The organism is Sphingomonas sp. FW306-1B-B10E (assembly GCF_058782005.1).
This window is the reverse complement of sequence record NZ_JBYSXG010000050.1, coordinates 1-13,905: the sequence shown is the minus strand read 5'-3', so window position 1 is coordinate 13,905 and position 13,905 is coordinate 1. Positions and strand designations below refer to the sequence as shown.

The following is a 13,905-nucleotide window of genomic DNA, read 5'->3' as shown; positions in this document are numbered from 1 at the left end:
CGCCGGGCGTGGCGACGGAGGTGGGGCGATGCGTGGGTTGATCGGAGTGCTGGCGGCGGGATTGCTCGCCGGATGCGCGGGGCATGTGGCCGGGCCGAGGAGCGCGTCGGGCGCGGCGCCGGTTTCGGTCCAGATCATCGCGTTCAACGATTTCCACGGCAATCTCGAAGCCGGCAAGCTCTCGGTCGACTTGCCGGGCGACGAGCCGGTCACGCGCCTGCCCGCGGGCGGGGCCGCCTATTTCGCTTCTGCCATGGCCAAATTGCGCCAGGGCCACGCCAATAGCGCCACCGTCTCGGCGGGCGACATGATCAGCGCGAGTCCCCTGGTCTCGTCGATGTTCCTCGACGAGCCGACGATCCACGCGATGAACCTGATCGGAGTCGATTTCAACGCGGTCGGCAACCACGAATTCGACCGTGGCCAGAAGGAATTGCTGCGGCTCCAGAATGGCGGCTGCGAGAAGAATACCAAGCGGACGCCCTGCGCGGTCGAGCCGTTCGGTGGTGCCCGCTTCGGCTATCTCGCTGCCAATGTCGCCCAGGACAGCGGGGGCACGTTGTTCCCCAGCTATGGCGTGCGGACCTTCGGCAAGGGCTCCCGTCAAGTGAAGGTGGCGTTCATCGGGATGACGCTCCAGGGCACCGGCACATTGGTGACCGCGACGGGCAATGAGGGGCTGCGCTTCGAGGACGAGGCCGATACGGTCAACGCCTTGGTGCCGCAGCTCAAGGCCGAGGGCGCCGACGCGATCGTCGTGCTGATCCACCAGGGCGGCTATTCCAAGCTCGCCTTCGACGCGAACAGCTGCGAGGGGATGACCGGCGGCATCTTCCCGATCCTCGAGCGGCTCGATCCGCGGGTCGACCTCGTCGTCTCGGGACATACCCACCAGGCCTATGTTTGCGACTACGGCACCAAGGATCCGACGCGGCCGCTGCTGCTGACCAGCGCGGGTTATGGCGGCACCCTGCTCACCGACATCGCGCTCGATATCGACCCCGTCGCGCACCGCGTCGTCGCCAAGCGCGCCAACAACGTGCTGGTCCAGAGCGAGCCGTTCACCAGCGCCAAGGGGCCGGTGCCGCTAAACGACCGCTATCCGCGCTTCACGCCCGAGCCGCGCGTCGCGGCCCTGGTCGCGCGCTATGCGGCGGCGGCGAAGAGCGCTGCGGAGCGGCCGATCGGCAAGCTCACCGCGCCCGCGACCCGGGCCGACGACAATATGCACGAACAGATCCTCGGCAATCTCGTCGCCGATGCGCAGCTCGCCGCCACCGCGGCGCCGGCCAATGGCGGGGCGGAGATCGCGCTGATGAACGCGGGCAGCGTCCGCGCCGCGCTCACGCCACGCGCCGACGGGACGATCACCTTCGGCGACATCTATGCGGCACAGCCGTTCGCCAACACGCTGGTGATCAAGCAGTTCACCGGCAGGCAATTGCGCGCGGTGCTCGAGCAGCAATTCGACGAGAACAAGGCCGGCGGGCGCAATCTGCTGCTGGTCTCGCGGGGCTTCTCGTTCGGATATGATCTCGGCAAGCCGGTGGGGCAGCGGGTCGTCGACCCCAAGCTCAACGGCGCGGCGCTGGCCGACGACCGGGTGTACCGCGTCGTCGTGAGCAACTTCCTCGGCAATGGCGGCGACGGGTTCACCACGCTGATGGGCGGCAGCGAAGTGCTCACCGGGATCGCCGATCTCGACGCGCTCGAAGCCTATTTCGCAAAGGGCCCGGTGACGCCGCCGGCGACCGACCGGACCAAGGATTTGACGCTGCGCTGATTGATCTCCGTGCTCCTCCTTTCGCAGGAGCACGGGGAGGCCTCAAACCGCCTGCAGCGCTTCGTCGAAGTCGGCGATCAAATCGTCGGCGTCCTCGACCCCGATCGAGATGCGGACGAGATTGTTGGTGATTCCCAGCGCCTGCTTGCGCGCCTCGGGGACCGACAGATGCGTCATGCCGGCGGGATGGCTGGCGAGCGTCTCGGTGCCGCCCAGCGACACCGCGAGCTTGGCGATCTTGAGCGCGTCGAGGAACGCGAACGCCTCCTTCTCCCCGCCCTTCAGATAGAGCGAGAAGGTCGATCCGGCGCCGGTGCAGTGACGGCGATAAATGTCGGCCTGGCGGCTGCCCTCGTCGAGGAAGCCAAGATAGCCGACATGCTCCACCTTGGGATGCTGGCGAAGGAATTCGCAAACCTTGGCGGCATTCTCGCCGGCGCGGCTCATCCGCAGCTCGAGCGTCTCGAGGCTGCGCAGCAGCATCCAGGCGGTGTTGGGGTCGCAGATCGTCCCGATCGTGTTCCGCATCAGCCGGATCGTGTTGATGTGCTCCTTAGAGCCGAGCACGCCGCCCGCGACGAGGTCCGAATGGCCGCCGGCATATTTGGTGAGGCTGTAGACGACGATGTCGGCGCCCTGCTTGAGGGGCTGGGCCCACAAAGGCCCGAGGAAGGTGTTGTCGATCGCGATCGGCGGCTTGTTGGCGCCGGTGAAGATCGCGTCGCGGCTGGCGGCGACGGCCTCGACATCGACCAGCGCGTTGGTCGGGTTCGCCGGCGATTCGAGATAGATCAATGCGACATTGCCGCTCGCCGCCTTGCCGAGCACCGCGTCGATCTCCTCGCGCGTCGCGCCGGCGGGGAAATCGAGCCAATGCACGCCAAAACGGCCGAGGATGCGCGCGATCAGCGTCTCGGTCGCGGCATAGAGCGGGCCCGAATGGACGATCGTGTCGCCCGGCTTGACCATCGACAGGAACAGTGTGGCGATCGCCGACATGCCCGACGAGAAGGCAAGCGCGTCCTCGGCGCCTTCCCAGATCCCGAGGCGATCCTCCAGGATTTCCTGGTTGGGGCCGTTGAAGCGCGAATAGACGAGGCCATCGGCGCCGCCGGGGCGCTTGCCGGTGACGCCTTCGAAATGGCGCTTGCCCGCCGCGGCATTGGGGAAGACGAAGGTCGAGGTCAGGAAGATCGGCGGCTTGAGCGAACCCTCGGACAGCACCGGATCATAGCCGTGGCCCATCATCATCGTCGACGGCTTGAGCTTGCGCTCGCCGACGCTGTCGACGCTGGCCTTCGGGCTGCGGCGCGAAGGCGCGCCGGTCAGATCGGCTTCGGTCTCGTCAGTCATCGGGCTCTCCACTATGATTGGTATCGTCTGTAACGATTTGCCGACCAGGTGCCACCGCCGAAGTTTAGAAAGTTGCGATCTCGGCGCAGGTTCTCAACTTCCCTCAGTGTCGTCATCGCCAGACGAGCTAAGCCGCGGAAATCCTACATTTCCAGCCTTTTTACGCCGCGGCGTCGAGCCCGATGATCGCGATCTGCCGGCCGTAATCGGGTTCGCCGCGATGGGTGGCGCGGCGGAAGCTGTAGAAGCGGCTCTCGTCCGAATAGGTGTCCAGCCCGAGCGTCTCGACGGTGCGGATACCGGCCGAGGCGAGCCGGTGCGCGACATAGGCTTCCAGGTCGAACTGGAAATGGTCAGGCCGGCCGTCGGCGAAGAAGCGCTCGTTGGCGGGGTCGGCCTCGGCGAAGCGGCGGAAGAAGCCGGCATCGACTTCGTAGCTTGCGCGCGCGATGCAAGGGCCGATCGCGGCGGCGATGCGCTCGCGCTGGGCGCCCAAGCTCTCCATCAGCGCGATGGTCGAATCGGTGACGCCGCCGATCGCGCCCTTCCACCCGGCATGCGCGGCGCCGACCACGCCCGCCTCGCGGTCCGCAAGAAGCACCGGCGCGCAATCGGCGGTGAGGATGCCGAGCGCGAGCCCAGGCTGGTCGGTGACCAGCGCATCGGCATGGGGACGAAGGCGGTCTTCGAACGGTGCGATCACTGCGACCGCGTCGGGCGAATGGACCTGGTACAGCGTGACCAGCCGGCCGCCGGGCAGCACCGCCTCGGCCGCCCGGCGGCGATTCTCGGCGATCGCCTGCGGATCGTCGGCCGAGCCGGTGCCGACATTGAGCCCGGCGACCAGCCCGGTGGAAACCCCGCCGCGGCGTCCGAGAAAGCCGTGCGCGACGTCGCCCAGCGCGCGGGCGCGGGTGACTTCGACCGCGCTCACAAGTCGAGGCTCATCAGATGATCCTCGTCGAGATGCTCGCCGACGCGGAAATGATAGAGCCCGATCTCGCGGAAGCCGAAGCGCGCGTAGAAGCGCTTGGCGCGGTGATTGTCGACATAGACGCTGAGCACGATCCGCTCGGCGTTCTGCGCACGGCCGGTTGCCATCGCCCAGTCGACCAACGCGTGCGCTGCGCCGCTGCCCTTGCCGCGCTCGTCGAAATAGAGCTGGCGGAGCTCGATCGCCGGGGTGCCGGGCTCGACCGGCAGGGTGACCGGGCCGATCTTGCAATAGCCGAGCAGGCCGTCGGCGTCCTCCGCGACGCGGATCGCGACGTCGGGGGTGGCGAACTCCTCCGCCCATGCGGCGGGGGTGAACTTGTTCAGGAACGCGGCGAGGTCGGCCGGGCGGTAGAGATGGCCGAAGGTCGCGACGAAGCTCGCGCGGAAGAGGGCATCGATCGCCGGGAGGTCGGCGGGGGTGGCGTCGCGGTAGGTGATCGCGCGGTCACCCTTCCCACTCGCTTCGCGAGCGGGGCCCTTCCCTCTCCCGTCGGGAGAGGGAGCGAGCGGCGAAGCCGCGGAAGGGTGAGGGTGATCGGCCATATCGTCTCTCATTCGAACCCTGCAGGCACCGGCCAGCCCGGCGCAGTCACCGCGATCACCTTGAACAGATCCCCCATCTGCTGGGGATCGATCAGCCGGTCGCGATCGAGCGCGAGCGCTTCGGCGCGATCGGGCGCGGCTCTGGCGAGCGCCTCGGTACGCGCCTCGATGCCCAGCGCCTTGAGGAATGCGCCCTGCGTCACCGGGCCGTGGACGACCAAGCCCTCGACCTCGGCAGCTTCCTTGAGCGTGGCGAAGTCGACATGCGCGGTGAGATCGGCCTCGCCGGGCTGCTCGAACGGATTGGCATAGGCATGGCCGCGCACGGCCTGGAGCGTGTCGCCGATCGCCGGGCCCTCATAGCCATAGTCTATGATCAGCGCCGCGCCGCCCTGCGCCAGCAACCGCGCGGCGAGGTTGCGCAGGATCGCGACGCCGGCGGGCGAGGTCTCGAGGATCGATCCCGGCGCCGCCTGGAGCAGCGGCTTGGGGATGATCATGTCGAAGCTGCGGTCGCCGGTGATCGGCAGGAACAAGGTGTCCTGGCATGCGACGAGCCGCTCGCGCCAGCCTTCGCCGGTGGCGACGAGCTGACGGATCGGCAGTGCGTCGAAGAATTCGTTGGCGACGACCAGCAAGGGCGCGTCGTCGGGCAGCCCGACCAGGTCGAGATACCATTCGGCGTGCGGGACCCGCTCGGCCTGGACGGCGCGCAATGTCGGGCTGGTCTCGATCAGATCGACCGGCGGCGCGAGCCCGGCCTTGGCCATCGCGCGAAGCGCATCGGCGGCGAGCGTGCCGCGGCCTGGGCCGAACTCGACATAGCGGGCGGCGGGGCGGCCGGCGCGATCCCACAGGTCAGCGAGCCATAGCCCGATCAGCTCGCCAAACATCTGGCTGATCTCGGGCGCGGTGGTGAAGTCGCCGCGCGCGCCCAAAGGATCGCGCGTGCCGTAATAATGCGCGTTGGCGGCGCCCATGAACTGCGACAGCGGGATCGGTCCGGCGAGGGTGATCGCGCGAGCGAGGCGCTCGGCGAGCAGCGGCTCGGCGGCATTTTCGCTGCGCTGCCCAGGGGTGGCGGCTAGGGGATTGTCGGTCACCTTCTCTCCCTAGCCTGTCGTGCCTCGCGCGTCACCCGGCGGAGCCGTATCTCGGCTAAAGCGTTCGGCAAGCGATGGAAGAAGCTAAGCAATTGGTGGCGGCGGTGCGAGAAGCCGCGGCGCGGCACCGCATCGCCTGGGGCGAATTGGTCCCCACCCCGCACGAGGTCAACCACCATGCCGAGCCGGCGGAAGAGGCAGCATATGCCGAGATGGAGGCGGCCAAGCAGCGGCTGCGCGACCATATCTGCGAGCTATACGGGATCAGTGCGGCGGAGATGACGAGCCTGCTGCGGTAGTCGTAAAACGCCTCTCCTCAAGCGACGAGCTCGGTGAGATGGACATGCCCCACGCCACCCCCCCTGAAGGGGAGGGGCTTGAAGTTAAGCGACGCTCTCGGATCCTGCGATCGGCTCGACGCGCTGGCGGCGGGCCTTGGCGGTGGCGACCAGATAGCCGCCGCCGATAATCATCGGGATGCACAGCCACTGGCCCATGTGCAGCCCCGTCGCATCGACCAGCCAGACCAGTTGCGCATCGGGTTCGCGGAAGAATTCGACGAAGAAGCGGCACAGGCCGTAGCCGAGCACGAAGATGCCGACGAGCTTGCCCGGCGCGTAGCGCGCATCGGTGCGCCAGAAGAAGAACCACAACACCGCGAAGAGTAGCAGCCCTTCGAGCCCCGCCTCGTAGAGCTGGCTCGGGTGGCGCGCCGGCTCCGGAAGGCCGGTCTGCACGGTGTTGCGGAAGACGATCGCCCAGGGAAGGTCCGCCGGCTTGCCCCACAATTCGCCGTTCACGAAATTGGCAAGGCGCCCGAAGAACAGTCCTAGTGGCGCGACGCAGGCGACATAATCGTGGATGCGCAGCCAGTTGAGACCGTGGCGGCGCGCGAGAAGGATGATCGCGATCGTCGTGCCGATCACGCCGCCGTGAAACGACATGCCGCCGTCCCACAAGCGGATTATCTGGATCGGTGTTTCCCAGATCATGTTCGGCGCGTAGAACAGCACATAGCCGATGCGGCCGCCGAGGATGATGCCGAGCGTCGCGTAGAAGACCAGATCGTCGGCATGGCGCCGCGCCATCGGCGCGCCGGGCTGGGCCAGCAGCTTGAGCAGATACCACCAGCCGATCAGGATGCCGGCGATATAGGCCAGCGAATACCATTTGATGTCGAATATATGCCGGTCGCCGATCCAGATCGGCAGCGCGACCGGGCTGAGGCCGAGATCCTTGAACTGGATATGATCGCCGGCGGCGGCGAGGAGATGGAGCAGCACGGTCTTGTCGTTCCCCGGCAATCGTTCGTCGCGCCGCGATAGAACAGCCGGGCGGCAAACCCAAGGCCGCAATGGCTGGCGCAGGCGCGAGCCGCGCGATACAGCGTTGCGATGGCCCGAAACTCCAGCGCGCGCATCAAGCTCGATCGGCGGACGCTGCTGGTCGGCGGTGGCGCGGGTCTGGGACTGATCGTCGCCTGGGCGGCCTGGCCGCGCACCTGGCTCCCCAACCTTACCGCGGCGCCGGGCGAGAGCCTGTTCGGCGCGTGGCTCAAGATCGGGAGTGACGGCCACGTCTCGGTCGCGGTGCCACAATGCGAGGAGGGGCAGGGCGTCTATACCGCCTTCCCGCAGATCATCGCCGACGAACTCGGCGCCGACTGGAAGCTGGTCGGGGTGGAGCCGGCGCCGCTCAATCCGCTTTACGCCAACCCGCTCGCCGCCGAGGAATTGTTCGCGGCGGCGCTCGGTCCGCTGCCCGATGGGTTGCGGAGCAGCTATGTCCGGCGCAGCGGACTGACGCTGACCGGCGCCTCGACCTCGGTGCGCAATTTCGAGGGCGAGCTGCGCCGCGCGGGGGCGGCGGCGCGCGCCTTGCTGTGCAAGGCGGCGGCGGCGCGCTGGGGCGTCGATTGGAAGGCGTGCGGGACGTTCAACCACGTCGTTTTCGAGGGCAAGAACAAGGTCGGTTTCGGCGCGCTTGCCGCCGAGGCGGCGGAGCAGCGCCTGCCGAACGACGTGGCGCCGCGCAGCGATGGCGAGGCCCGGCTCTACGGCCAGCCGCTGCCGCGGCTCGACGCGCCGCCCAAGGTCGACGGTAGCGCGCTGTTCGCCGCCGATGTGCGGCTCGCCGACATGGTCTATGCCTCGATCCGCCAGGGGCCGGTGGGCGATACCGGGCTGGTCAAGCTCGATCGCGCCGCGGCGAACAAAATCCCCGGCATGCTGGCGGTGGTGACGCAGGACGATTGGGTCGCGGCGGTCGCGAACAATTGGTGGGCGGCGGACCGCGCGCTCGATGCGATGCGGCCGCGCTTCCGCACTCCCGAGGCGGTGGTCAATGACGATACGATCGAGGCGGCGCTGACCGCCGCGTTCGATGGTGCCGGGTCACGCATTGTGGAGGAGGGAGACCTCGCCGGGCAGTTTCGCGGCGCGCAATTGGTCGCGGCCGAATATCGCGTCGGGCTGGCGCTCCACGCACCGCTCGAGCCGATGACCGCGACCGCGGCCTATCGCGACGGCCGCCTCACCTTGTGGCTGCCGACCCAGGCGCCCGAGCTCGCGCGGGCGGCGGCGGCGCGCGCGGCGGGGGTCGGCGAGGGCGACGTGATCCTGCACCCGACAATGGCGGGGGGCGCGTTCGGCGCCAAGCTCGAGAGCGACGTCGCGGCGCAGGCGGCAGTGCTCGCGGTCAAGATCGGCCGGCCGGTCCAGCTGACCTGGCCGCGCGGCGAGGATTTCCGGCGCGACCGCTTCCGTCCGGCGGCGGCGGGGCGGATGAACGCGCGGCTCGATGCGCAGCATCGGCTGACCGGCTGGCTCGCCAAGATCGCCGCGCCGGCGAGCGGGCGCGCACTCGCCGCGCGCTTGCTCCACGGCGATGTGCTGCCCGCGGCGGGGCTGGCGCTCGGCGGTGCTGATGCGAGCGCGGTGGCGGGGGCGGTGCCGCCTTATGCCATCCCCAATTTCGCGATCGATCATCACCCCGCGGAAATCGGGGTGCCGACGGGCTATTGGCGCTCGGGGGCGCATAGCTACACCTGCTTCTTAACCGAGAGCTTTCTCGACGAACTCGCCCATGTCGCCGAGCAGGATGCCTTGTCGTTCCGCATGGCGATGCTCGGGGGACAGCCGCGGCTGGCGCGCTGCCTGCAGATCGCGGCACAACTGGGCGGCTGGCAGGGCGGCCAGCCGGGCAGCGGGCAGGGGATCGCCTGCCACGCCTTTCGCGGATCGTATATCGCCGTCCTCGCCGAGGCGCAGCTGACCAGCGACCGCAGGGTCAAGGTCGAGCGGCTGGTCGCGGCGGTCGATTGCGGGCGGGTGGTCAATCCCGACCTCGTGCAGCAGCAGATCGAGGGCGGGTTGCTGTTCGGGCTCGCGGCGGCGGTCGGCTGCTCGACCGGCTTCACCGAAAATGTCGCCGATGTCCGCGAGATTTCCGAGCTGCGCCTGCCCACGCTCGCCGACTGCCCCGACATCACCGTCGAGCTGATCCGCAGCAATATGGAGCCCGGCGGCGCGAGCGAACTCGCAGTACCGCCGGTCGCCCCGGCGATCGCCAATGCGCTGCAGGCGGCGACGGGGGTACGCTTTCGCCGCCTGCCTCTGCTATCGGACCTGGAATGACGCTTCCCCAAGGCCATCCGGCGATCCCGACCCGCAAGGTCGGGCTGCTCCTCGTCAACCTCGGCACGCCCGACGCGGCCGAGGCCGGCGCGGTGCGGCGCTATCTCGCCGAATTCCTGTCCGATCCCCGCGTGATCGAGATCCCGCGCTTCGTGTGGAAGCCGATCCTCCACGGGATCATCCTGCGCACGCGGCCGGCCAAGTCGGCGCATGCCTATAAGCAGGTGTGGCGCGAGGACGGCTCGCCGCTCGCCGCGATCACCCGCGAGCAGGCGGCGGCGCTGCAGGGCGCGTTCGGGCCGGACGTGGTTGTCGACTATGCCATGCGCTATGGCCGTCCGGCGCTCGGCGACCGGCTGCGCGCGCTCAAGGCGGCGGGGTGCGAGCGGATCCTGGTCGCGCCGCTCTACCCGCAATATTGCGCGGCGACGACCGCGACCGCGAACGACGCCGCCTTCGCCGCGCTGGCGCAGATGCGCTGGCAGCCCGCGCTGCGGACCTTGCCTCCTTATCATGACGATCCGGCCTATATCGATGCGCTCAAGGTCTCGGTCGAGGAATCGCTCGCCGCGCTCGATTTCGAGCCGCAGGCGATCCTCGCCAGCTTCCACGGCATGCCCGAGCGTACCTTGCACCTCGGCGACCCCTATCATTGCCACTGCCAGAAGACCGCGCGGCTGCTGAGCGAAGCGCTCGGGTGCGAACTGACGATCACCTTCCAGTCGCGCTTCGGTCGCGCCAAATGGCTCGAGCCCGCGACCGACACGGTGCTCGCCGGGCTGCCGGGCAAGGGGATCACCAGGATCGCCCTCGTCGCGCCGGGCTTCTCCGCCGATTGCGTCGAGACGCTCGAGGAACTGTCGATCCGGGGGCGCGACACTTTCCTCGCCGCCGGCGGAACGCATTTCGCGGCCTTGCCGTGCCTCAATGCGAGCGATGCCGGGATCGCGATGCTTCGTAAGATATTGTGTCGGGAACTTGCGGGCTGGGCAGACGCTGCCTAGCCTGACGTAACGAAAACCAAGAGAGGATGGCGACAATGGCACGCGTAGCGATCGTGACGGGCGGAACGCGCGGTATCGGCGAGGCGATCAGCCTCGCGCTCAAGGACGCGGGCATGACGGTCGCTGCCAATTACGCCGGCAATGACGAGAAGGCACAGGCTTTTACCGAGCGGACCGGGATCAAGGCGTATAAGTGGGACGTGGGCGATTTCGACGCCTGCGCCGCGGGCGTCGCGCAGGTCGAGGCCGAATTGGGTCCGGTCGACGTCGTCGTCAACAACGCCGGGGTCACGCGCGACGGCACCATCCTCAAGATGAGCCGCGACATGTGGGAAGACGTCATCCGGATCAACCTGGGCGGCTGCTTCAACATGGCGCACGCGACCTTCCCGGGAATGCGCAACCGCAAATGGGGGCGGATCGTCAATATCGGCTCGATCAACGGCCAGTCGGGGCAATACGGCCAGGTCAATTATGCCGCCGCCAAATCGGGCATTCACGGCTTCACCAAGGCATTGGCGCAGGAAGGCGCGCGCGCCGGTGTGACGGTTAATGCGATCGCGCCGGGCTATATCGACACCGACATGGTCGCCGCGGTGCCGGCCGAAGTCCTCGAGAAGATCGTCGCCAAGATCCCTGTCGGCCGGCTCGGTCAGGCGAGCGAGATCGCCCGCGGCGTGGCGTTCCTCTGCTCGGAGGAAGCGGGCTTCGTCACCGGATCGACGCTGTCGATCAACGGCGGGCAGCATATGTACTGACGGGCGCCGGCGCGGCTACGTCCGCGCCGATGCGCGAAGCGCAGCGCCCGGCTTTGCCGCCGGCGCTGCCAATGCCCAAAACGAAACGGGCCGGCCCCGCGAGGAGCCGGCCCACACGGTCCCCGATACGCAACGCGGGGGCCCTGATACGCAAACTGTGCGGCCGGATATACGCGCGACGCCTTGGCACTGGCTGAACGTGCCTGTTATCTGAGGTTCATCTTCGCCGGGGCTAGCCCGGCTCCTCCGAACGGCTATGAGCGAGCGGATGCGTTTCGCCGTACCGCTCTCGTCGCTGCTGATGCTGTCGCTCACGGCTTCGGGGGTCGAGCCGCGAGCGGTGCTTGGCGACCGGCCCGAGATGGTGGCGACGCCGGTGTTGCTCGACCCTGCCGATCCGACGCGGACGCGGCTCGGCGCGCTCACTTATCTGGGCGGATTGGAACTGCGCAGCAGCGATCCGGCTTTTGGCGGCTTTTCGTCGATGCGAGTGAGGGGGGACCGCTTCACGCTGCTCAGCGACGGCGGGAATGTGGTGTCGTTCCGCATGGGCGCGGACCTGCACCCGCACGAACTGCGCTTCGCCGATCTGCCCGGACCGGGCACGGGCTGGCTCAAGCGGCACCGTGATTCGGAATCGCTGACCTGGGATCCCATAACTGGGCGCGCCTGGATCGGCTTCGAGATTTACAATGCGATCTGGCGCTACGATTCTAGCCTCTCGCGCGTCGAGCGCAGCAGCCGGCCAGCGGAGATGGCGGACTGGCCGGTCGCCGGAGGCGCCGAGGCGATGGTCCGGCTGCGCAACGGGCAGTTCATCATCATCAGCGAGACCGCGCGGCCCAAGGGGCAGATCGATGCGCGGATCGTGCTGCGCTTCGCGGGTGACCCGACCGAGGGGGGTAAACCTGAGAGCCTGGCCTATGTGCCGCCGGCCAATTACGATCCGACCGACATGGCCGAGCTTCCCGACGGACGGCTGCTCGTGCTCAACCGCCGCCTGTCGCTCGCCGGTCTGTTCACCGCCAAATTGGTGCTGCTCGACCTGCGCGGCGCGCGGCCCGGCAAGCCCGTGCATGGAATCGAGCTCGCGACCTTCGAGCGCCCGGTGCAGCACGACAATTTCGAGGCGCTTGCGATCACGCGCGAAGGCGCCGACACGATCGTGTGGATCGCGTCCGACGACAATGGCGAGATCTGGGAGCAGTCGCTGCTGCTCAAGTTCCGCCTGGAATTCGGGCAAGCGAAAAGCCCACCCCCCGCCAAGGGAACGGGCTGACGCCAGTCCGCAAAGGGCTGTTAGGCCGCGGTCTTCTCGGCCGTCGCTGCCTTGCGCACTTCGCGCTTGAGGCGGCGCGCACGCAGCGAGAGATCGTCGTCGCTGGCCTTCAGCAGCCAATTGTCGAGGCCGCCATTGTGCTCGACCGAGCGCAGGCCGTGCGTCGAGACGCGCAGGCGGATGCTGCGGCCCAGCGAATCCGACATCAGCGTGACGTTCTGCAGGTTGGGCAGGAACGTACGCTTGGTCTTGTTGTTGGCGTGGGAGACGTTGTGTCCCACCTGCCGGCCCTTGCCGGTCAGCTCGCAAATGCGCGACATCGCTTTAAATCCTGGTTCTTGGCATAAGCCGGAAAGGCCGCGCCACTAGCGGGAATGGCCGGGTGCGTCAACCGATTCGCCGATCAGCCGCGCGCCGACGCAACCGCAATGGCGTTTGCGGCGTTATTACGCAAACGATTCGATCGGGAGAAAGAGGCAATGCGTGCAATCCTCGTGTTGATCGGGCTGATCGCCCTGGGCGTTGTCGCTGCGATGGCGACCGGCATGCTGTCGATCAACCAGCAGCATGGCGGCAGCATGCCGACGGTGAGCGTGCAGACGCAGGGCGGCGAATTGCCGAGCTACAGTGCCAAGACCGGCAGCGTCGGCATCGGCAACACCGCCAAGACCGTCGAGGTGCCGACCGTCGAGATGAAGAAGGCGACCGTGGTGCTGCCGACCATCGACGTGAAGCAGGCCCCCGGGGCGACGCCTTCGCCCGCGGCCAAGTAATGCGCGCCGGGCGAATCGCCGCGGCGGTGCTGCTGCCGCCGCTGGGCGTCTATCTGGCGCGCGGGCCGGGGCGAGACTTCCTGATCGCCTGCGGGCTCACCGTGCTGGGGTTTCTGCCGGGGAACAGTTAGACGTCATGTGCTGGAGCACCGCCCGTGACGAACGGGCGTTGACGCGGTAGGGCGCCGCGATGTTCCCGCTCCCCGAACCGATGCGCGCCGCGCTCGATGCTGCCCGCGCGGCTGCGCAGGCGGGCGAAGTGCCGGTCGGCGCAGCGTTGGTCCAGGGCGGCAGGATCGTCGCCACCGCCGCCAATGCGCCGCGCACGCTGCACGACCCCACCGCGCATGCCGAGATGCGTGTGATTCGCGAGGCGGCGCGAATTCTCGGCCGCGAGCGGCTCGAGGATTGCGACCTGTGGGTGACGCTCGAGCCCTGCGCGATGTGCGCCGGGGCGATCGCGCATGCCCGCATCGCCCGGCTCTATTACGGCGCGAGCGATCCCAAGGGCGGCGCGGTCGAGCACGGCCCGCGCTTCTTCGCGCAGCCGACCTGCCACCACCGGCCGGAGGTCTATTCGGGAATCGGCGAGGATGAAGCGGGCGGGATGCTGCGCGATTTTTTCAGGGAGCGGCGGGGGTAGTCGTGATGACTCCCCTCCCGCTCGCGGGAGGGGAG

The 13,905-nt window shown here is 68.3% G+C and carries 15 protein-coding genes; 9 read left to right on the top strand and 6 right to left on the bottom strand.

The annotated features are described in order from the left end of the window. Nucleotides 1–28 precede the first annotated feature (28 nt). Nucleotides 29–1,783, top strand: a complete 1,755-nt coding sequence (locus AC3WJI_RS17080; protein WP_492758485.1) for a bifunctional metallophosphatase/5'-nucleotidase — start codon at nucleotides 29–31, stop codon at nucleotides 1,781–1,783. A 42-nt stretch (nucleotides 1,784–1,825) separates the two neighbouring features. Here AC3WJI_RS17080 and AC3WJI_RS17075 read toward each other — a convergent pair whose 3' ends face one another. From AC3WJI_RS17075 to AC3WJI_RS17060, 4 genes are all read right to left on the bottom strand, one after another. After that, nucleotides 1,826–3,136, bottom strand: a complete 1,311-nt coding sequence (locus tag AC3WJI_RS17075) for a cystathionine gamma-synthase family protein (RefSeq protein WP_492758484.1) — start codon at nucleotides 3,134–3,136, stop codon at nucleotides 1,826–1,828. A gap of 160 nt (nucleotides 3,137–3,296) precedes the next feature. Continuing rightward, nucleotides 3,297–4,070 carry a peptidoglycan editing factor PgeF gene (pgeF, locus tag AC3WJI_RS17070; protein ID WP_492758483.1) on the bottom strand — a complete coding sequence of 258 codons (774 nt, stop codon included), beginning with the start codon at nucleotides 4,068–4,070 and terminating at the stop codon, nucleotides 3,297–3,299. Next, entirely contained in the window at nucleotides 4,067–4,675 is a 609-nt protein-coding gene (locus tag AC3WJI_RS17065) for a GNAT family N-acetyltransferase (protein ID WP_492758482.1), read from the bottom strand. Before AC3WJI_RS17065 ends, pgeF begins: the two co-directional genes overlap by 4 nt. A gap of 8 nt (nucleotides 4,676–4,683) precedes the next feature. Then, on the bottom strand, nucleotides 4,684–5,655 hold the full coding sequence (locus tag AC3WJI_RS17060; protein WP_492758503.1) for a class I SAM-dependent methyltransferase: 972 nt from the start codon (nucleotides 5,653–5,655) through the stop codon (nucleotides 4,684–4,686). Between the two features lie 197 nt (nucleotides 5,656–5,852). Here AC3WJI_RS17060 and AC3WJI_RS17055 point away from each other — a divergent pair, with 197 nt between their 5' ends. Then, complete coding sequence (locus tag AC3WJI_RS17055) at nucleotides 5,853–6,077, top strand: hypothetical protein (RefSeq protein ID WP_492758481.1); 225 nt, start codon at nucleotides 5,853–5,855, stop codon at nucleotides 6,075–6,077. Nucleotides 6,078–6,161: 84 nt separating this feature from the next. Here the strand turns inward: AC3WJI_RS17055 and lgt are convergent, their stop codons facing one another. After that, a complete protein-coding gene (gene lgt, locus AC3WJI_RS17050) occupies nucleotides 6,162–7,061 on the bottom strand; it encodes a prolipoprotein diacylglyceryl transferase (RefSeq protein ID WP_492758502.1) in 900 nt (299 codons plus the stop codon). A gap of 111 nt (nucleotides 7,062–7,172) precedes the next feature. On the opposite strand from lgt, the gene AC3WJI_RS17045 reads away from it, so the two are divergent. The 4 genes from AC3WJI_RS17045 to AC3WJI_RS17030 all read left to right on the top strand — a co-directional run bounded on the left by AC3WJI_RS17045 (nucleotide 7,173) and on the right by AC3WJI_RS17030 (nucleotide 12,454). Beyond that, nucleotides 7,173–9,413, top strand: a complete 2,241-nt coding sequence (locus AC3WJI_RS17045; RefSeq protein ID WP_492758480.1) for a xanthine dehydrogenase family protein molybdopterin-binding subunit — start codon at nucleotides 7,173–7,175, stop codon at nucleotides 9,411–9,413. Further along, nucleotides 9,410–10,417 (top strand): ferrochelatase, encoded by a 1,008-nt coding sequence (gene hemH / locus AC3WJI_RS17040; RefSeq protein ID WP_492758479.1) that lies wholly within the window; start codon nucleotides 9,410–9,412, stop codon nucleotides 10,415–10,417. Before AC3WJI_RS17045 ends, hemH begins: the two co-directional genes overlap by 4 nt. Nucleotides 10,418–10,452: 35 nt before the next feature. Continuing rightward, nucleotides 10,453–11,175, top strand: a complete 723-nt coding sequence (gene phbB / locus AC3WJI_RS17035) for an acetoacetyl-CoA reductase (RefSeq protein WP_492758478.1) — start codon at nucleotides 10,453–10,455, stop codon at nucleotides 11,173–11,175. Between the two features lie 268 nt (nucleotides 11,176–11,443). Beyond that, nucleotides 11,444–12,454, top strand: coding sequence for an esterase-like activity of phytase family protein (locus tag AC3WJI_RS17030; protein ID WP_492758477.1), 1,011 nt, complete (start codon nucleotides 11,444–11,446; stop codon nucleotides 12,452–12,454). Nucleotides 12,455–12,474: 20 nt separating this feature from the next. On the opposite strand, the gene rpmB is transcribed toward AC3WJI_RS17030, so the two are convergent. After that, the gene (gene rpmB / locus AC3WJI_RS17025; RefSeq protein ID WP_492758476.1) at nucleotides 12,475–12,774 is read right to left on the bottom strand and encodes a 50S ribosomal protein L28; all 300 of its coding nucleotides are present in this window, start codon (nucleotides 12,772–12,774) and stop codon (nucleotides 12,475–12,477) included. A 159-nt stretch (nucleotides 12,775–12,933) separates the two neighbouring features. On the opposite strand from rpmB, the gene AC3WJI_RS17020 reads away from it, so the two are divergent. The 3 genes from AC3WJI_RS17020 to AC3WJI_RS17010 all read left to right on the top strand — a co-directional run bounded on the left by AC3WJI_RS17020 (nucleotide 12,934) and on the right by AC3WJI_RS17010 (nucleotide 13,870). Beyond that, nucleotides 12,934–13,227, top strand: coding sequence for a hypothetical protein (locus AC3WJI_RS17020; protein ID WP_492758475.1), 294 nt, complete (start codon nucleotides 12,934–12,936; stop codon nucleotides 13,225–13,227). Beyond that, the gene (locus tag AC3WJI_RS17015; RefSeq protein ID WP_492758474.1) at nucleotides 13,227–13,358 is read left to right on the top strand and encodes a YqaE/Pmp3 family membrane protein; all 132 of its coding nucleotides are present in this window, start codon (nucleotides 13,227–13,229) and stop codon (nucleotides 13,356–13,358) included. Before AC3WJI_RS17020 ends, AC3WJI_RS17015 begins: the two co-directional genes overlap by 1 nt. An 80-nt stretch (nucleotides 13,359–13,438) precedes the next feature. After that, nucleotides 13,439–13,870 carry a nucleoside deaminase gene (locus AC3WJI_RS17010; RefSeq protein WP_492758501.1) on the top strand — a complete coding sequence of 144 codons (432 nt, stop codon included), beginning with the start codon at nucleotides 13,439–13,441 and terminating at the stop codon, nucleotides 13,868–13,870. The last annotated feature ends 35 nt before the right edge of the window (nucleotides 13,871–13,905 follow it).